The organism is Ruegeria sp. N7 (assembly GCF_056531345.1).
Genome location: NZ_JBQFLR010000006.1, coordinates 60,822 through 79,530, shown reverse-complemented (window position 1 = coordinate 79,530; position 18,709 = coordinate 60,822). Strand labels below are relative to the sequence as shown.

Sequence of the window (18,709 nt, the reverse complement as noted above, 5' to 3'; positions counted from 1 at the left end):
GCGCATCGGCAAAGCCGCGTATAGATCACCCGCCACGGTCGGAGTGTAGCTCAGCCTGGTAGAGCACTGTCTTCGGGAGGCAGGGGCCGGAGGTTCGAATCCTCTCACTCCGACCAGTAAATCAAGGCGCCCAAGGGCGCCTTTGTTGTTTGCAGCAGCTCGCCCGAAACAGTATCCACAGCATTTCTGGCACTGGATGTGCTTACTTCGATCTTAATCTTCATCCATAATCCACGGCAGCAATATCTCGTATCTTCCTATCATTGATCCCAGCGGCCTTCTTAACCTCTTCCGGACTTATGGGCCGATAAGGAAAGCCCTATTCATCAGTGGAAAAGATTAGCACCGTTGAGTGCGCTAGAGATGTGCGATTGGATCGAAGACAGGGAAACCAGCAGCGATTGAACTTGGGGAACAATTGCGGGCAAAACCTAACTGAACAATAGATGCTAATATCTTCAAAACTTTAGTTGATCAAAGTGGTGCGGGTGGAGGGACTTGAACCCCCACGCCTTGCGGCGCCAGAACCTAAATCTGGTGCGTCTACCAATTTCGCCACACCCGCAACTCAGCGCCGCAGCGCTGGAATGAAGCGGTCAATAACAAAGCTTGCTTCCGAGCGCGAGGGGTAAAATACATGTATCGCCAAGTTTGTAGATCCTCTGATGAGATATGGGGCAACCACGCTATCTTATGAAGATGTATAGCCCCAAGAGGCTTGTCAGTGGAAAGTTGATGGGAACATCAGTGGCCGTGAAACCCGATATCCTGCGGGACAATGTCCACGCTATTTTGGAAGAGCTCTTCATTCGTGCCGAAGTTAAAATTTGACCCAGCTAGCCTGCGAAATATCGCTCTTACGTTGACCAAAGTCCTAGAAAAAGCCGACAGCTTGTTGTCAGATCACCACTGGCGAACATGGAAATCCTACTTCATTGCCCTTGCGCGTTCATAGTTGAACCCATGGGAGGAGGCGCGGGATTACTCGCCACGACACCCCAGAAAACGCATCTGCGACCCTTTCCAACTCAGAGAGCAACTTCAGGTTTCTGAAACAACAAGGATAACTTATCCGACTAAAGTGCCCTTCAGGGCCACACAGATTTTTGAATGTCCCGCACCGTCAGGTTCAGGCAATTGTGTTCCGCCGGTCTCCGCTCGGTTTCATACAGTAGGTGCGGAATGGCTCTTGCGTCATATGCATTCCCGCGCAGGTTGAGGCATTCTCAAGAGAACTCCACCACAAAGCTGCCACATTTCAAACGCCAAAAAATCTTATTCACGTCAAAATAAGACCGCCTTGAAGGGTCTTGTTGTTTAGCAGGAGTTAATGAGTCTTTTTTGCCACTTTGGCGCCGGTACGAGTTTCCTGCTCAACTCCAGTACAAGGTTTACTGCTGTGACCGATCTGAATCCCTCCGCTACTGCCGAGCAAGAGGCTGTCTTCTTTGCTCGCGAAAGCTTTCTTGGCGAACTCAAGATCCTGAACCGGGACCACCCGAACACGGGCTTTGGGATATCGCTCCGAACCCATTCCGGAGACCACTACCTGCTGGCCAATGCGCGTATGCCATTGCCCGCGGTCAAATCCGAAGGTTTCCCGACCGGACGCCGCGTTGCGTGCCTTGAAAACGGCGATCGCTTCAGCTCGATCGAAGTGCTGGCTGACGCCAAGGCTTACGAAACCATCAGCCCGCGCGCCGAGGCTGACATTCTGGGCAACGCTTTGGACCTGATCGCACGTATCGACACGCTGACAGGAATTCCAACGGGCCGTCCTTCGCATGAACCCCGCATCGCAGCTACGGGAACCGGAGGTTAAGCATGGCGCGCAATGATCACCTGTTGTCTGTAGGCAACGAAGCTCTGGCGCCAATGACTTCGGCAATGTCATCACTGACGGCGCAGATTGATCAATTGACTGAGGTGGCTGATGCGCGCTCCTCGGCACGTCTGGCAACACTCAAGACCCGGATGGAAAACTTCACCGCCAGCATCACCATGGTCGGTCAGGTAAAAGCGGGCAAATCATCGATTGTAAACATTCTTGCGGGGCGCCCATCTTTGCTTCCGTCGGATGTGAACCCGTGGACGTCGGTCGTCACAACCCTGAACATCAACACGCGTCCACCGGGCGATACCAAGGCCAAGTTCACCTTCTTTGAGCAGGAAGAATGGGACAATCTGATGGTCGGGGGTGGCCGGTTGGGCGAATTGGCCAACCGTGCCGGTGCAGATGACGAGATGGAGGACATTCGCCGTCAGATCGGCGAGATGAAAGCAAAGTCGGAAGAGCGTCTTGGAAAGCACTTCGATCTGATACTTGGCCAAAGCCACCAATACGATCACTTCGATGAAGAACTGATCCAAAGGTATGTCTGCCTGGGCGATGAGGACGACCCGGATATCAATCCAAAAACAGGCCGGTTCGCAGATGTGACCAAGTCGGCCGAGTTGTACATGGATATCCCTCAGTACCCGATTGCGCTGAAGCTTTGTGATACGCCGGGTGTCAACGATACCTTCATGGTGCGTGAACAGATTACCCTGCGCAGCCTGCGCGGGTCCGAAGTCTGTGTTGTGGTGCTTGCCGCAAGCCAGGCCCTGACCACCATGGACATGGCCTTGATGCGGATCATCGCCCAATTTGAGAACCGCCAGATTGTCCTGTTTGTGAACCGGATTGACGAGTTGTCAGACCCGGTCAATCAAGTCCCCGAAATCCGCGACCGGATTCTGGACACTCTGAAACAGAACAACATCGACGCAAAGACAAGTGTCGTGTTCGGCAGTGCCTTGTGGGCCGAGGCAGCACTGACCGGGAACCCCGAGATTCTGAACGAGGAATCCCGCGAAGCACTCAATACATTTTACCTCGCTGCCGGGTTCGGTGATCAGGCCCCCTCGCTGGATAAAATCTGGGCATTGTCCGGTTTGCCTGACCTGCTGCTGGCGATAAACGAGCGTATTGCAGAAGGTGCCGGAGCGCGGCTGATGGATCGGGTTCGCCATCGCGCCCGCAACATCGCCAGCCAGATTCGTGCCACCGCCGTGGCAAAGACTCTGTCAGAGGGTGAAGGCGTTGCGCGTGATCTTGACGGTGTTTCTCCGGAAGATGCAATTGCGAAAGTTTCTGCTGAATATGAAAAGAAAGCAGCCGAACTGACCAATGCATTACGTGACAAAGTATTGGAGCGCCTGAACTCAGCCGAGGCGAATTTTGTGAAGCGCGCCACGGATTCTCTGATCGCGCACCTTGAAAAGAATGGCGAGCAAGGCACTTGGCAATACGACCCTGCTGGATTGAGGACTTTGCAAAAAGCCGCTTATTTCAGTTTTGCCCGCGCAATGCGTAAGGATGCTGGCGCGCTCTACTCAACTGCGGCTGCAGATGTCGAAGCGTTGTATCACAAAATTCTTGGCAACCACCTGGGCGAATTCAGCATCGAAGCACCTATCGTGCCGCGCGTTCCACCACCATTGGGGATTGGCCGGACGATCGCTCTGGACCTGCAAAGTACCTGGTGGCGACGCTGGTGGCAAAAGCGCAAAGGCTTTGAAGCATACGCTGCCGATTACACACGCCTGATCGCGTCCGAGGCGAATTCGATCACCAAGGATATCGAGGAAAACCAGATTGCGGCCGTGTTGGAAAACGTCCGCGCTATTCTGGCGGATTTCATGCGGGAACAGAAGGAAACGTTGCTGAGCATCTCATCATCAGCAGACAAAAACTCCGGCCAGACCTCGGCAGCGATGGCGGGCCTGCAACCTCAGAAATCGCGAGACGAGATTCTGGGTGACATCCTGAAAGACCTAAGCAACGAAGCGGCATAAGTAGAAAAATGGCAAAAGATTCACAAACACGCTTTGTTTCACCGAAAGCATGGGAACGTATCGAGCAGTGGTCCCGCCGCAAACCGGTTTTCGCTTTGATGGGTGAATTCAGCGCTGGCAAATCCACACTGATGAACTTTTTACTGCGAACGCAAACCTTGCCAACGCAGGTTACTGCAACCCAGTTACCACCGGTCTGGTTTAGCTGGGGCAGTGAAAAACCATATATCAAGCGACATGACGGAAGCGTTGAGCCAATCGAACTGGATCAGCTTGAGACTGTTGGCGTCAACGACGCGCAGTTCATTCGTATCTTCCTTGAGGCAGACATTTTGGAAGCCGTCGATCTGATCGACACCCCCGGCATCTCGGACCCCAAAATCTCGACAGATGTCTGGCAGCGCGCAGTCGGGCAGGCAAACGGCGTCATTTGGTGCACCCATGCGACGCAAGCCTGGCGCGAAACCGAACGTGCAACGTGGGTTTCGCTGCCGGACCGCTTGCAACACAACTCGCTGCTGTTGGTGACGCGGGCGGATGCACTAAACCTTAAAGACCGTCAAAAGGTTCTGCGACGTGTCAATCGCGAAGCCGGACATCTGTTCAACCGGTCCATTTTGTTTTCCGCCCGGGATGCGATCAATGCCCGCGACAAGACTGGCGACGCCGAAATGTGGTCGCGCAGCGGTGGCGGCAAGATGATCGACAGTTTTCTGGAAATCACAGAACAGATCATGGACAATCGCGCCGATCAGCTGGCGCGGTACCAGATCGACAAAAGCCAGTCCGGCGCATTCAAGGTTCAACCACTGCGCCCCGCCCGCAAACCAGACGACCGAGAGGCACTGGCGGACGGCATCGAAGCTACTCCTTTGCGGCTGGTCAATCCGCTGGAAAACGAACAGCAGCCAGAAGCCGACGATCATAATGTCGTAACAAGCTTCCCCATCCGGCCAGCCCGTGTAGAGCGACGCGTTGACGAAGGCGAACGGGTTCGGATCAACCCGGAAGACGCTGAACGGCTGCGGGCAGAAATGGTATCAGACACCGAGCAGATGCCTGAGGAAACCGATACCAGCGACGAGTTGCGTGCCTTCTTCAAGGACACCTCAAGCGATCCTCTTGAGTTGAAGAATGTCGCCGGTCTGGAAGAAGACGTGGACGAGTTCGACCTGTCCGGTGAATTCGGTGCTGCCGATAATACTGACGACCTGCTGGGTGACGCTCCAGATGCTGAAACGGGCGACAAGTCCGTTGATGACGTGCTGACCTCGTTGAACACGACGTTGCGGGAAGCCTCGGCCGAAGCGGATGAAGTCGAAGTTTTCACGCCGGAAGTTGAATCGCGTGATGATCGGGGTATCGAAGTCTCGGTATCCTCCATTGCGGCTCTGATGGCGGCTCAGCCCGAGAACAACGCCGAGGATTACGAACCTGAGCCTGAGACAAACGGCTTGATAGAAGTCGTAGCCTCAGTCGAGGAAGACGCCCGCGATATCCGCCACGATGCGCACATCGATCTTCCAGAATCCGCAGCCGGGTCGCCGCTTAGCGCGTCGGATATGTGGCGGGAAATTACAAACAAGGAGGACCTGCCAAAGGACGCAGTCGGGCTTCAGAATGTATTCAAAGCCTTTCTTGCCGAATTTGACCAGATCGCAGTTGAATATAGTGCGAAACAGTCCAGACACGCCCCGCAAGCCATTACAAAAACGAAAGAAAACAGCAGTGCAGAATGGCATGTTTTGTAAGGATGCCTTAATCAAGGCGCTGAAAAGAAGGACGATAAAGAGTTAAATGTCCATTCAGGATGCATTGAACACCGCGATTGAAACGATACCCGACTGCATTGCAGCCGGGTATATCGACATGGAGACCGGCATGCTTTTGGGCAGCAGTGTCTCTGATTCTGATTGCGCTGAATCGCTGGACACTTTGGCAATAGCAGTGGCCAATCTGTTTCAGGGGCGGGGTGTCGCTGCATTTGAAGCGCTCTTGCACGAGGCCGGAAACACTGGTGAGGAAAACGCCGGGTTTGGGGAAATCGCGGTGTTTTCAAAAGACCGGTTGAACATCTTTTTGCGGACCAGGGAATATCCTGATCATGTGGTCTGCTATATCTGCCGCAACAGCACGAATGTGGGACTGGCACTCACGAAATCGCATCTCAGTCTCAAGCCGGTTGCGGCCGCAGTCTGAACGGGACCAGAGGGGGTCACGGTATGATGGACACAGACATTCTCGACATGCTCGAAGATATCGGGCGGTCTTCGGTTGCCCGCCTGTCTCCGACGGTGATTGTCACCGGTGAAACTGCTGCAGCCCGTCGGGCGGCTGTATTGCGTTTCATTCGCGGAACAATATTGCCCAGGCGACTGGAGCTGACCGCGGCAAATGGAAACTGCCTGAAAATCGAAGTGAACAGCTCTCGGATCACGGATGTGTTTCAGGTGCCGTCTGGGCAGATCCCTGATTTCGAAACGGAATCACGTACCGCGCTGGTCGATAAACTGGCCCAACTGGTTTCCGACATCTCAGCCGCACCTGCCCCATTGGAACTGATGTCAGGAAAGCCCGCCTCATCGCTGGAGGCTGATGATGTTGGTATTACGCTGAGTGAGATCGAGAACGCCTGCGCCGGAATTGAGCTCTCCTCTGAGCCCATCGTGTCTGTCGTTCCCGATGTTGAAAAACCTTCAGACGACAGCCCTGCCCTGTTAGCACGGTCGGGCAATTCGTTGGCGCACCAGTTTTTTGAAGGGGCCGAACGCTTTGCCACAGGTCGTGTCCTTGTGGACAATATGGAAAACACGGCACTGGCTTGCGAAGGAACCTGCAAGCCCTCCGAGGGAATGCACCCCAATCAAGAGATTTTGACACGTTTTGTTTCGGATCTTGCTGGTTGGAACAATGACACCCGGGGCGAATTCGAAGGCCCGCATCTGATCGTCATGCGGCCATCGGGTGGTAAGGGTGCGGGTATGGCAGTTCTGAGCGATAACGAGCAGATCGCTGTGGCCATCCACGATGCCCGCAAGCTTGGGGCGGTAATCAATCTTTGGAAATCTTTGGAGGAGGCTGAGGAATGACCGCCCCCAAAGCATTCAAATTTTCGACTAATTCAATGCGTTGTTTTTTTGTAGTCAGGGTAAAGAGTAATGAGTGAAACACATCGTCGCGAGCTTATTCGCATCGCAGAAGACATGAACGGGACGAGCAATGACGAAACACGTCAGTTCATATCGCGCATCATTGGTGATCTGGGGAAACTGAAACCGTCAGTTGCCTTTGTAGGACAAATCAAAGCAGGAAAGTCGCGCTTGATCAACGGCTTCACCGGTCAGGCAGAATACCTGCCGTCGGACGTGAACCCCTGGACGACCGTAATCACCGACATGCATTTCGGGCACCCGAACGGTCGAACCGAAGGGGCCGAATTCCATTTCTTCGACAACTATCAGTGGCAATCACTGATCGCCGAAGGCGAAGAGTTGCGCAACATGTTCCCGGATGACGAGGACAGCTACAAGCGCGAGATGATCGAAGAGCAGGTCGAAGCCATGAAGACCCGGGCGCGTCGGCGACTGGGGGACAGTTATGAACAGCTGTTGGGTCAACACCACGATCTGGATCAACTGACTTCCGATGATCTGGCGCGTTACGTGTGCGCCGGGGACGACCCCGCAGAAGATGGAACAATTGACCCCGGCAGTGATCGGGGACTTTACAGCGACATCACGCGCAAGGCCGAGGTCTATTTCGACATCGGGCATTTCCCGTTCCCTCTGACCGTCACTGATACGCCCGGAGTAAATGACCCCCTGCTGATCCGTGAGGAGATTTCGCGTCAGTATCTCAAAGAATCCGATTTCTTTGTGGTGGTTCTGTCAGCGCATCAGGCGTTGTCGCGTGCGGACCTGAAACTGTTCAGGCTGATGCAGGCATTGGAACTTGGACAGATCGTTGTCTTCATCAACCGAGTCGATGAATTGGGCGGCGGGGCCGATGATGCGGCAAAGGTGCGTCTGGATGTTGTAGACGGGCTCGAAAAAGCGTTGGGTACTTCGAATATCGATGTCCTGATGGGCAGCGCACAATGGGCGCACTATGCGCTGACCGGCGATGAAACCGGTGTGAACCACGATCATATTTTGGCGTGGTTGCGGGCGCACCCGGAACAGATGCAACAATACCTGAACGGTGTGGCCGAGATCAAACAAGGACCGGGCCCCATCAGCCGCGAGGCTGTACTACGGTTTGCCGCGATGATTGCGTCAGGCTTGCCGGACTTGCGCCGCCATGTCACTCAGGCGTTGGCGGACGGGCCGATAAACGAACAGCTTCGGATGGCGTGGCAGCATCTCGACAGCTTCGCGCGTGGCGATTTGGAGCGGTCCCAGGTACATCTTCGTGCCCTGAAAGATGAAGGCAGCGCGGGTGCACACACCGCTGAGGACAGCGACAAGACGCTGAGCGATCTGCGCAAACTGATTGCGGATAAATCGCAAGACATTGTCAAGGACATGGACGAAGTTCTTTCAAACCTGCGTGGGGTCATGGACGACACGGTCTCTGAATCCGTCTTTGTTGTGGTGCGCGGACCTGAAGGACAATCCCCATTGCTTGCCAAAGGCGGCGCTACCGAGTTGAATTTCACCCCTTTACGCGAACACATGCGCGAGCTGGTTCAAGGCGCATCGCAAGTGGTGCGGCAACGCATGTTGAGCGAGCTTTACGCGATCGACATGCAATGCAACGCCGCTTTGCGGGCACTGCCAGGGTGGCAGGAACCAGTCGATAATCGCATGAACACAAGTGCAGTGCGTTGGTTCCGCCCGGACACCACCGCCCTGACCCGTGGCATTACGGTTGAGCTGCGTGTAAACTGGTTGTCGCGCCTGATATCGCGCAACAGTGTTGTGACGCGGGCCGAGCGCATGATCGTGCAGGAATTCGAACTGATTGGCGATGACCTGATCGACACAACGCGTGAAAACCTTCTGGACCGGTTGAAAACTGTTCTGGATCATTACTTGGCCCTGTTGGCAGGCCATCTTGAGCACCGTTCCGGAGCGGGTGAGTTGAATGCTCAGGCGGAAGCACAAGCTGCGTTCGAACGGGCGCGCCGTATTGCTGACGAGTTGGATGGTGTCTTTGGAACAAGCAACGTGGACGAACGACAAGCAGAGGCTGCGGAATGATTGAGTTTCCCGGAACCGAACAGGAAGTGCGCCAGCTGGAGCGTTTTCTGACAACGACAGAAAAACTGTCGTCGGACCCGAAATTGGAAGATATGCGCGCACGGGCCCTGGCCCACGCCGAGCGCCTGTCCAACGCGGTCAACATCGGTTTCGCCGGAGAGTTCGGGGCGGGCAAGTCAAGCCTTGCGAACATGCTGGCAGGGGCGGATATCCTTCCAACCGGTCCGCAGCACCTGAAGCTGCCACTTGTCATCGTTGCCTACGCGGATACGCCAGAGACGACAGTCGGCTGGTGGAACAAGGAGCCAAAGACATATTCTGGCATAGCACTGGAAAAGGCCGCTGCGGATGAGCCTGACTTTATTTCGGTTGGATTGAACACACCTGCTCTCAAAGAGATATCACTGTTCGATCTTCCCGGCTCTGGCGCATTGGATGATACATACAAACAGACACTGGACCTGCTGAAATTCGTCGACTGTGCCATCTGGTGTACCAACGGCACAAGCGCATGGCGTGAAACAGAACGGCATTTGTGGGCGCAGGTGCCGCCCGAGCTAAGAGCCAACAGCCTGCTGGCAGTTACACATGCTGATTTGCCCCCGGTGCAGGCAGCTCTGGATCGGGTACTGGCTCGATTGAACAAAGAAAAAGAAGGACTGTTTCGCGCTGTGGTCCCAATTGGCACGCCCGTCGCGGTGCGCGCCATGGCACAAGAGCCGGAACCAGATTTTGATCTTTGGGAAAACTGTGGCGGCCAAGAACTCGCGGAAAAGGTCCTTGATGCGGCGTCTGACCGGCGGCGCAGTGACCTTGACGCTGCCCGGAAGGATCTGAAGCACGAGTTTCTGCCATTCCTGGAAACATTGAATGGGCCAGAGCCGGAACCTTCCGTCAACGATGCTGCGTCTATGCAATCAACGCTCGGGTCTGCCCTTCCGCCACTGAACAACCCCATTCTTGAAGACTGGTTGGCTGCCATTGCCAGCATTTATGAAGATCTGCGTGACACCACTGCCATTGAACCCGCAGCTTTTTTGCAAAGCTGCCAGGAAATCGTCGAAGATTTCGCGGAACGGCTGGACCAAGGTGGCGAGATCGATCCGGATGCTGACTGGATTCCGGCCGAATTCGAAAAAGCGACTGACTTGTTGTTGTTGCTTCAGTTTGAAAGCGGAGATGCGCCTTTGAAAGACGCAATCAGCATACTTGTACAGCTTGGTGACAACCTTGCATGGGCTGGCAGTACCGTCGCCGCGGCACAATCCAAAACCGGTACCTAGCACTTTCCATCAGGATTGAAGCGCTGTTCAGCGATTCGAAGGGCCGAAGAATCGGCCCTTTATTGTTTCGAATTCGTAGACCAAGAGACCGATTTGGGGTCGTCAGTTTTCATTTATTCCACCCCGTTAATCAATATATTGTGCTATTGCTTCGCACTAGCACCGTATATGCCATATTCGAAAAAACGATCCTTAGTGAAGCCATCAGGCGGCCCCATTAAAGTCAAATTTGAAACGTCTAACCGTTCTCAAGTGTCCTGCGGTTGTTTTTGGTTGTGAGTTCGTGGGCTGCCGGCCCTGTTTAATTAAGCCGCAAAATGAGTAGAACGGGCGGATTAAAATGAGCCACAACCAGGCTGTCGGTGCAACGCACGACGAACCAAAAATTGAAGGACTGCAACCGGGCGCAAAGCTGTTGCGCGGGCAGTATGAGATCCTCCGATATCTCAGCAACGGCGGATTTGGGATCACCTATTTAGCACGCGACAGCCTGGAGCGTGATGTCGTGATCAAGGAATGTTTCCCCGGTGCGTTGTGCCGTCGCAACGGGGACTTGGTTGAGCCGAACGACCCGTCCTACAAGGATGATTTGCGCGCCATTATCGACCTGTTTATTCAGGAAGCCCGCAATCATGCGCGTCTGGTGCATCCGAACATCGTCGACGTTCATCAGGTGTTCGAAGACAACGACACAGCTTATATCGCTATGGATCTGATCCGTGGTTGCGACCTGCTGGACTATGTTGAGAATCCGGAAAACGACGGTGGTCCTGACTTTATCGTGCAAGTCACGGAAAAGATGCTGTCCGCGGTGTCGTTCATCCACCAAAGCGGGATGCTGCACCGTGACATTTCACCCGATAACATCCTGATTGACGAAAACGGAAACCCGGTCCTGATCGACTTCGGTGCCGCGCGTGAGCAAGCCGCAAACAAGTCGGCCGCATTGTTGACCCTGCGCGTTATAAAAGACGGATATTCGCCGCACGAGTTTTACGTCCGTGGTGCCGAACAAGGGCCCAGCAGTGACCTCTATGTCTTGGCCGCGACTCTGTATCACGCAATCAGTGGCGAACGCCCGGTAGACGGCCAGAGCCGCCTGAATGCCTTCAACAACGGGCAGGACGACCCTTATACCCCATTGGCAGGCCGCTTTGACGGATACCCCGATGGATTCCTCGAAGCAATCGACAAGGCAATGGAAGTACACGCAACGGACCGGTTGCAGACAGCCCTGGATTGGCTGCGCATGTTCCGCGGCCCTGGCGTGATGTTTGATACCTTCGCCTATCGCCCGGTTTCCGTGATTGTCGGCATGGATCGCAAGGACAAGGAAGAAGAAAAGGCGCGGATCAAGGCCGAAAGTGAAAATGCCGAAGCGGTTGTGACGGCTCTGCTCGCCGGGAACTCGGACATTGTTCGCGAAACCGAAAAAAAGAATGAACCCGAGATGGCAAAGATTTCTGCAAAAGCGGAAACACCGGTCGCAGTTGATACCGTGGTTCAGAGCGGATCCGGTGGCAGCGGCAAGATGATCGCTGGTGCAGCAGTGCTTGTGGCAGCGTTGGCTGCAGGCGGTTTCTTCGTGATGTCCGGCGACAAAGGTGAAGAACAAGCTGAGGTTACGACGACGCTGCCTGAAGCAACCACACAAACTGCCGAAGCAGACCCGCCCGCGGTGGAAGAACCCGTGGCCGAAACACCTGAACCCGACGTCACGGTCGCTTCAGAGCAACAACCTGAACCAGAAGAGCCTGTCGAGCAGGCGCAAGTTGAACCTGCGGAACCAACCGCTACAGAAACAGCGTCCGAAGCTACCGAGACTGCCGGTGCCCAGGAACAACCTGCAGAACAAGAGGTTGCGGCTGTTGTGGACGAACCCAAAACCGATGCCGCTTCCGGCACTCCGGTCGAACAACAGGTATCTTTCCACCATTGGGATGTTGAAATCCCCTTCCAGACGTCCCGCCGCCGGACCGCAACAGGTGCAACAATTGCGGTAACCGGTGTGGACGCCAATCAGGACATGAGCGTTATCGGCGAATGGGTGGAACCCGGAGTTGTGATCTTTACTCTGAACGGCAACCCGGTTCGTCAGGACGTCTCTTTCGCGGCGCAAGTCCTGGACAAGCTAAGCGTCGACCCAGACGGCTTTACACGGGTTGCAGCCCGCTACCGGCCGCTTGGAAAGACCCGCGCGCAGAATGGCCTGCTGGCACTGCCTGTGCTGCGCTCGGTCGGATTGGAGAACGGTTACTCGTTCACAGTCAGCAGCTCGGGAGGTGAAGGGTGGCAAACAAAAGTAAGCTCGGTTCCAGCCGAGGCGACAGGCAGCTTGCAAAAAGGCGATGTTCTGTTGAGCGAAAGCCAGACCAACATGACATTGAATACGTCCGAAAGCCTTGATGGCATGCTGGCTGCGCTGGTTTCCGACAGTCAGCCAGAGGCAAAGCTGACCGTATTGCGCAACGGTGCTGAGGTAGCTGCGACCATGCAGTTAGCGCAGGAGTGATCTGACCGGTTCAATTTTGATCTGCCAGTGTGTGTTTACTGAGGGTGGCTTTAAGTTTGCCGCCCGGCGGGAACCGGCCCGCCGCAGAGAGTACCAGTTTCCATGTTTTCAATTGAGTGTCTCTGCGTTGTTCCACGCAGGGTTAGGTAGCAGCCCCATGGCACAAAAGGTCCGTGCCAACAATTCGAAGGTGTCGACACCATGTTCAAATACAAAAGCCCTCTGAGCCGGCTTCTCGAAGGTGCCGGCAAATCCAAAGAAGATGATGTTGCTGAAAACGCTCATGCAACTGACAGCGCGGCACCTGAAACCGAAAAGCAGGAGCCTATCGCAGACTTCAACGCGCTGCGTGCCGCACTGGCCGGTGGAAACATGACGTCTGAATCCTATGAGGAAACAGACGAGCTTATCCCTGAAGAGAAAATGCCGGAATTCGACGAAGTTGCGGCGGAGAACACGGAAGAGCCGGTTGAAGTGTCCATCTTCGTTGAAGATGCAACTGACGAGGACGACCAAGATACCAAGAACTTGATGGCCGACCCCGACGATGACGAGGATATCTCGGACGATCAAATCATCACTTTGCATGTAGCAGACGAGCTTGCCGAAACACCGGATGAAGTTGCGCCGCCTCTGGATGTAGCTGAAATGAGCGCGCCGGAAACGGTGGAAGCTGAGGTTGCAGCCCCGTCCGTGCAAGAACCGGCAGTGGTGGAAGAGGGTGCCGTACAGGCTCAACCCACGCCTGCCGCCCCAGCCGAGGACCGTCGCTCGCGGGTCAAAACAACGTTCCTTGGGTTTGAGCGTGCGGACACGCATGTTCAGGAATTGATCGAAACATCAGAACCCGTCTCAAAAACCGAAGCTGCTCAGGAAACATTCCCGGTTGGCTGGCTGGTGGTGACGGCAGGTCCCGGGCGGGGCGCCAGCATCACCCTGACCGAAGGCCTGATGCAAATCGGTCGAAACGATGACCAGGCGATCCAACTGGATTTCGGCGACACAGGCATTTCACGTTCGAACCACGCTGTTATTGCTTATGACCCGGAAGATCGGAAATGCTATCTAGGGCATGGCGGAAAGGCCAACCTTGTTCGCCTGAATGGTAAACCCGTTCTGAGCACAATCGCACTCTCCAGCGGTGATCTGATCCGCATCAGTGAAACATCAATCCGATTTATGGCCTTCTGCGATGAAGGTTTTGATTGGCGGGATTCCTGATAGATGCTGGCTACTCCGGCATATGATGTTGCGCTGATCCTGAACCAGGGTCAGCGGGAAACGCAGGAAGACGCGATTGCTGCGCGCATGTTCGACGCATCGGACGCGGGCTATATTGCGATCGCTGACGGTATGGGTGGCCACGAGGCGGGCGAAGTGGCTTCGGAAATGGTGATTGCCGCTTGGCGGAACGCGCTGGATACCGAGCTAGAAGCCGATACCTTGAATGAAGGCGCCGCAATTGACGCGCTGCCATTGGCTGCCATGCAAGCCAATGCAGCAATATCAGACCATAACGAGGCACAAGGCCAGGGTTTCAACATGGGCTCCACCTTGTTGGGTGTCCTCTTTCTGGGTCAGCGTGTGTTCAGGATTTCGATCGGAGACAGCCCCCTTTACCTGTTCCGCGAAGGCAAGTTGACACAGGTGAACGAAGACCACTCGATGGCCCCCGTGATCGACGCAAAACTGGCCGCTGGTGAGCTTTCGGAAGCTGAAGCACGGGGATTGGACAGGAACCAACTGACGTCGGTGATCATGGGGGGTGCTATTCCAAAAGTGGATTGCCCTGAAGACCCGCTGATCGTGTCTCCGGCTGATATTCTGATCCTTGGCAGCGACGGGCTTCAATATCTTAGCGACGCTGAGATTCAGGATGTTCTGCGCCTGCATCAGCAGGAGCTAGCACAGGAAATCGCCGAAGCCTTGCAACTGGCAGTGCAGGCCAAGGGCGACCCCGATCAGGACAATCTGTCGATCGCAGTCGCAAAACTTACGAGAAAATAACCAGGCAAAGCAACAGGACCCATGAGAAAACACCTATTCATATCAAGCCTTGCCCTAGCCGCCGCCACAGGCGCGGCGTCAGCGCAAGAGGCATGTTCAAACTACGAGATTCAGCGTGGCGATAGTCTGCGGGAATTGGCAATCCGAGTTTACGCAACCGAAGATTATCGGCCAATCTACGATGCGAACAGGGATGTTATCGGCACAAATCCCAATATCATTCGTGTCGGCGATGTTTTGAAATTGCCTTGCCTGGAAGATGTCGGGCGCGCGCCCGAGTTGCCCGACACCGAAGCAGGACGCCTCGCGGCTGAAATGGCCTCAGAACTGGTAAAAGCGGCAGAAGAACGCGCGGAGAAAGCCGTGGCCGAAGCGGAAGCCCGTGTCGCGGCAGCGGAAGCTGAGGCAAAGAAGGCAAGTGAAGATGCAGTCGTCGCTGCACGGGCCGCTGCCAAAGAAGAGATTGAGGCAGCCCGCTCGGAAGCCGCCGCACTGATCAGAAATGCTAACGCTGAAACGCGCCCGGAAATTCGTGATCGTCAGTTGCTGTTGATTACCGGTGGGAACTACGCTCCGTTTACGGACGAAGCGTTGCCCAACCGGGGGCTTTACACGCATCTGGTTGAGACAGCGATGCTGCGTGCCGCTCCGGAACAAGCGTATAAAATTCAGTTTGTGAACGATTGGTCGTCGCATCTGGATCTCTTGATGCCAACACTTGCATTTGACGGCACCTTCCCCTGGTCACGCCCAAATTGCGAAGATGCAGCAGCGTTGTCGGAAAGTGACCGCAATCGTTGTGAGACCTACAATTTCTCAAACCCGTTCTATGAAGTCGTGGATACATTCTTTGCGCGCGATGGATCGGGGTACGAGCAGACGCTGACCTATGCCGACTTTGCCGGGACAACAATTTGCCGCCCGGAAGGCTGGTCGCTTTCACATATGGACGCGGTAAGTCTTTACGAACCCGTCATCAAGCTGATGCGGCCAACATCGCCTGATGATTGCTTTCATGCTGTGATGGACGGAACTGCCGATATCGTGGCAATCGAAGCGCATCTGGCAGAGGAAGCCATCGCTCGGCTTGGCTATAAACACCGGATTATCGAAAACCCCAACCTGGCGGCGATCAAGTCGCTTAATGTCATGACCCATAAAGATAATCCTGATGGGGAAGCGATCTTAGAGACGCTGAATCAGGGTCTGGCAATCATGCAGCAGTCAGGCGAATGGCGCGATATCGTGTCGACCGCCCTGCGTCACCAAATGGAAAATGGATAAGGCCCCGTCTGGCCTGACAAACAAAAGTCTGGAGGAAGTGGAAATGTTTAACGAGAAAATTAAGGAACTGGCGCTGTCGGCAACTGCCATCACAGCTCTGAGCGCGGGAGCCGCCGCTGCACAGGAAGCGTGCACGAACTATACAGTGCAAGATGGTGACACATTGGCAACCATCGCCATCGCCGCCTATGGCACTTCGAACTACCAGCCGATCTTCAACGCGAACAGGAACGCGATCACAAACCCGGGGGCTCTTAATCCTGGGCTGGTGCTGGCCCTGCCCTGTGAAGACGGTAGCCTGCCGAACGGCCAAAGCGCGCAGGAAATCATCGCTGCTGAAGAACAGCGCGCGGCCAGCGTAAAGCGGTCGAATGTCTATGCGCCGCCGATCAAAATGGTGGCTGGTAACGGCTGGGAACCGTTCACAACCGAAACACTGAATGGCGGGGGCATCATGACTCGTCTGGCAACGACCAGCCTTCAGCGGGCAGGAAACAGCCGTGAGTATTCAGTCAGCTTTGTCGACGACTGGAGTTCGCATCTGGATACACTGTTGCCGCTTGGTGCCTTTGATATTTCAATTGCATGGACCGTTCCTGATTGTACCAACCGTACATACGAATGGTCCCCTGAAACCGAAGCTCGCTGCACTCAATTTGTAGCTTCGGTCCCGGTTTACGATATCGTCGGCGGCTTCTTCACACTGCCGGAAAGCGAATACGCAAGCGCGACCAGCTTCAAGGACCTGGAAGGCTCGACCATTTGCCGTATGGCAGGCTGGAGCATGGTTGTTCTGGAAGAGCAGGGACTGAACCGCGAGAACACGACTGTGGTTCAGCCCAGCTCGGCCCGTGATTGCCTTGACGCTGTATTGACCGGAACCGCAGATGTTGCGGCATTCGAAGTTGATCTGTTCGCATCGACAATGAAAGACATGGGTTTGACTTCGGCTGACATCGTTGAGAACCCCTATGTGTCCACACTGTCGTCGATGAGCTTCCTTGCGCATCGCACCAACCCGTTCGCGCGCGAATACATCGCTATGATGAACAAGGGTCTGATCGAAATGCGTCAATCCGGTGAATGGTACGCGATCATCTCGGATACGCTGCGTGAGCAAAACGCAAAGTTGAACGCAGCTTCGAACTGATCCCTCGGTTCAGCTGAAACTTTGGGGCCGGTTCTTGAACCGGCCCCCTTTTGCTGAATTATCGGCGCGATTCAATCGGATGCCAAAATTCGGCCATTTATCTGCTTCAGAAATACCTCATACGCGCAGCATCTTGAGAACAAAGTGCAATCATCCTTCAAGTGACACGTCCGAGCGAGCAAGAGTGACATATGATACAGGGTGCCTTGAATATCCGAAGTGGATCTCTGACACGGGCGTCGTGGCCGGGTTTGGAAATTGCTGTTATCTTGCCCTGTTACAATGAAGCCGTTGCCATTGGTGAAACAGTCAAGCAGTTCCGCGCCGCCCTGCCGGAGGCGGTAATTTACGTATTCGACAACAATTCCACGGACGGCTCGGCGAGAGTGGCGCAAGAAGCTGGCGCGCTGGTCTACTCTGAAACATATCAGGGCAAAGGTAACGTTGTCCGCAGGATGTTTGCTGACGTGGTTGCGGATGTCTACGTCATGGCAGACGGGGATGCGACCTACGACAGTATGGCAGCACCTGAAATGATCAATCTGCTGGTCTCGCAAAACCTTGATATGGTCAATGGCGCACGGGTGAACAACGACATTCAAGCCTATCGACGGGGTCATAAGTTTGGAAACGCCTTGTTCAGCGGGCTGGTGAAATTCTTCTTTAACAGCAAAATCAACGACCTGCTGTCCGGTTATCGTGTTTTCAGCAGACGCTTTGTCAAAAGCTTTCCGGCGGTTTCCAACGGGTTCGAGATTGAAACTGAACTTACAGTGCACGCGATGCAGATGCGCATGCCGATTGGAGAAGTTGAGACAAAATACGTCTCACGGCTTCCGGATTCGAACTCAAAACTGGCCACCTATTCAGATGGGTGGCGAATTCTCAAGATGATTGGCCTTTTGATCAAAGACGAAAAGCCAATCGCGTTCTTCTTGTCTTTGGCATTGTTGATATTCTTACCTTCGCTTCTCGTATTCGCATCGGTTTTCCGCGAGTTTTTGGAAACAGGGTTGGTTGACCGAATTCCGTCTTTGGTTGTCGCAGTATCCGGTTTTGTCGGAACCATGCTGTCAATCGTGTGCGCGCTGATCCTTGAGTCTCTGGCGCTTGCCCGGCGAGAGGCGCGTCGCCTGTCTTATCTGCGACACAAAGGTGTTGCGATGTACGGAACGAACAGAACAAAGGCGCCGATTGCCAACCCAGAACCCCGGCGCGTTGGCTAAAACCCAGTCTCCAGGCTTCCTCTTTGCGTAAACACAAGATTGTGTTCGTGTTCAACCAGGGTTGAACTGTTTGGCCGTCCAGAAAATCCTGAGAACCAAAATGCAAATGACCAGCACCCCAAATGCTGGTCATTCTCTGAGTGAGTGATAAGGCCCTGAGGCATCACCAGTGAAATTCTCTGTTATCCAAGGTTTAAAGCAGTCAGCGC

General features: G+C 54.6%; 13 protein-coding genes and 2 tRNA genes. 14 read left to right on the top strand and 1 reads right to left on the bottom strand.

From position 1 onward, the window contains the following. Window positions 1-39 precede the first annotated feature (39 nt). Window positions 40-116: transfer RNA gene (locus ACR0ES_RS09760), tRNA-Pro, on the top strand. Window positions 117-480: 364 nt separating this feature from the next. Here the strand turns inward: ACR0ES_RS09760 and ACR0ES_RS09755 are convergent. Continuing rightward, window positions 481-565: transfer RNA gene (locus ACR0ES_RS09755), tRNA-Leu, on the bottom strand. An 834-nt stretch (window positions 566-1,399) separates the two neighbouring features. On the opposite strand from ACR0ES_RS09755, the gene ACR0ES_RS09750 reads away from it, so the two are divergent. The 13 genes from ACR0ES_RS09750 to ACR0ES_RS09690 all read left to right on the top strand — a co-directional run bounded on the left by ACR0ES_RS09750 (window position 1,400) and on the right by ACR0ES_RS09690 (window position 18,500). Then, window positions 1,400-1,822 (top strand): hypothetical protein, encoded by a 423-nt coding sequence (locus ACR0ES_RS09750; protein WP_209507691.1) that lies wholly within the window; start codon window positions 1,400-1,402, stop codon window positions 1,820-1,822. Between the two features lie 2 nt (window positions 1,823-1,824). After that, entirely contained in the window at window positions 1,825-3,837 is a 2,013-nt protein-coding gene (locus ACR0ES_RS09745; protein WP_480870467.1) for a dynamin family protein, read from the top strand. A gap of 8 nt (window positions 3,838-3,845) precedes the next feature. Beyond that, complete coding sequence (locus tag ACR0ES_RS09740; RefSeq protein WP_480870464.1) at window positions 3,846-5,588, top strand: dynamin family protein; 1,743 nt, start codon at window positions 3,846-3,848, stop codon at window positions 5,586-5,588. Between the two features lie 46 nt (window positions 5,589-5,634). Continuing rightward, complete coding sequence (locus ACR0ES_RS09735) at window positions 5,635-6,036, top strand: hypothetical protein (RefSeq protein WP_480870462.1); 402 nt, start codon at window positions 5,635-5,637, stop codon at window positions 6,034-6,036. A gap of 23 nt (window positions 6,037-6,059) precedes the next feature. After that, the gene (locus ACR0ES_RS09730; protein ID WP_480870459.1) at window positions 6,060-6,926 is read left to right on the top strand and encodes a hypothetical protein; all 867 of its coding nucleotides are present in this window, start codon (window positions 6,060-6,062) and stop codon (window positions 6,924-6,926) included. 69 nt (window positions 6,927-6,995) lie between these two features. Continuing rightward, window positions 6,996-9,038: a dynamin family protein gene (locus ACR0ES_RS09725; protein WP_480870456.1), complete on the top strand. Its 2,043-nt coding sequence runs from the start codon at window positions 6,996-6,998 to the stop codon at window positions 9,036-9,038. Beyond that, window positions 9,035-10,321: a dynamin family protein gene (locus ACR0ES_RS09720; RefSeq protein WP_480870453.1), complete on the top strand. Its 1,287-nt coding sequence runs from the start codon at window positions 9,035-9,037 to the stop codon at window positions 10,319-10,321. The genes ACR0ES_RS09725 and ACR0ES_RS09720 overlap by 4 nt, the downstream gene beginning before the upstream one ends. Before the next feature lie 340 nt (window positions 10,322-10,661). Further along, window positions 10,662-12,833 carry a serine/threonine-protein kinase gene (locus ACR0ES_RS09715; RefSeq protein ID WP_480487408.1) on the top strand — a complete coding sequence of 724 codons (2,172 nt, stop codon included), beginning with the start codon at window positions 10,662-10,664 and terminating at the stop codon, window positions 12,831-12,833. A 201-nt stretch (window positions 12,834-13,034) separates the two neighbouring features. Beyond that, on the top strand, window positions 13,035-14,054 hold the full coding sequence (locus ACR0ES_RS09710; protein ID WP_480487406.1) for an FHA domain-containing protein: 1,020 nt from the start codon (window positions 13,035-13,037) through the stop codon (window positions 14,052-14,054). Window positions 14,055-14,057: 3 nt separating this feature from the next. Next, the gene (locus ACR0ES_RS09705) at window positions 14,058-14,840 is read left to right on the top strand and encodes a PP2C family protein-serine/threonine phosphatase (protein ID WP_267366226.1); all 783 of its coding nucleotides are present in this window, start codon (window positions 14,058-14,060) and stop codon (window positions 14,838-14,840) included. 21 nt (window positions 14,841-14,861) lie between these two features. Continuing rightward, the gene (locus ACR0ES_RS09700; protein WP_480773652.1) at window positions 14,862-16,124 is read left to right on the top strand and encodes a type 2 periplasmic-binding domain-containing protein; all 1,263 of its coding nucleotides are present in this window, start codon (window positions 14,862-14,864) and stop codon (window positions 16,122-16,124) included. 43 nt (window positions 16,125-16,167) lie between these two features. Further along, window positions 16,168-17,274, top strand: coding sequence for a peptidoglycan-binding protein LysM (locus ACR0ES_RS09695; protein ID WP_480773651.1), 1,107 nt, complete (start codon window positions 16,168-16,170; stop codon window positions 17,272-17,274). Window positions 17,275-17,465: 191 nt separating this feature from the next. Beyond that, window positions 17,466-18,500 carry a glycosyltransferase family 2 protein gene (locus ACR0ES_RS09690; RefSeq protein ID WP_480773650.1) on the top strand — a complete coding sequence of 345 codons (1,035 nt, stop codon included), beginning with the start codon at window positions 17,466-17,468 and terminating at the stop codon, window positions 18,498-18,500. The last annotated feature ends 209 nt before the right edge of the window (window positions 18,501-18,709 follow it).

Bases quoted from the DNA above. Each gene is read 5' to 3' on its own strand.
- ACR0ES_RS09735 (WP_480870462.1), top strand. From the start codon at position 5,635: ATGTCCATTCAGGATGCATTGAACACCGCGATTGAAACGATACCCGAC.
- ACR0ES_RS09730 (WP_480870459.1), top strand. From the start codon at position 6,060: ATGATGGACACAGACATTCTCGACATGCTCGAAGATATCGGGCGGTCT.
- ACR0ES_RS09720 (WP_480870453.1), top strand. From the start codon at position 9,035: ATGATTGAGTTTCCCGGAACCGAACAGGAAGTGCGCCAGCTGGAGCGT.
- ACR0ES_RS09695 (WP_480773651.1), top strand. From the start codon at position 16,168: ATGTTTAACGAGAAAATTAAGGAACTGGCGCTGTCGGCAACTGCCATC.
- ACR0ES_RS09710 (WP_480487406.1), top strand. From the start codon at position 13,035: ATGTTCAAATACAAAAGCCCTCTGAGCCGGCTTCTCGAAGGTGCCGGC.
- ACR0ES_RS09700 (WP_480773652.1), top strand. From the start codon at position 14,862: ATGAGAAAACACCTATTCATATCAAGCCTTGCCCTAGCCGCCGCCACA.
- ACR0ES_RS09715 (WP_480487408.1), top strand. From the start codon at position 10,662: ATGAGCCACAACCAGGCTGTCGGTGCAACGCACGACGAACCAAAAATT.
- ACR0ES_RS09740 (WP_480870464.1), top strand. From the start codon at position 3,846: ATGGCAAAAGATTCACAAACACGCTTTGTTTCACCGAAAGCATGGGAA.
- ACR0ES_RS09690 (WP_480773650.1), top strand. From the start codon at position 17,466: ATGATACAGGGTGCCTTGAATATCCGAAGTGGATCTCTGACACGGGCG.
- ACR0ES_RS09745 (WP_480870467.1), top strand. From the start codon at position 1,825: ATGGCGCGCAATGATCACCTGTTGTCTGTAGGCAACGAAGCTCTGGCG.
- ACR0ES_RS09705 (WP_267366226.1), top strand. From the start codon at position 14,058: ATGCTGGCTACTCCGGCATATGATGTTGCGCTGATCCTGAACCAGGGT.
- ACR0ES_RS09725 (WP_480870456.1), top strand. From the start codon at position 6,996: ATGAGTGAAACACATCGTCGCGAGCTTATTCGCATCGCAGAAGACATG.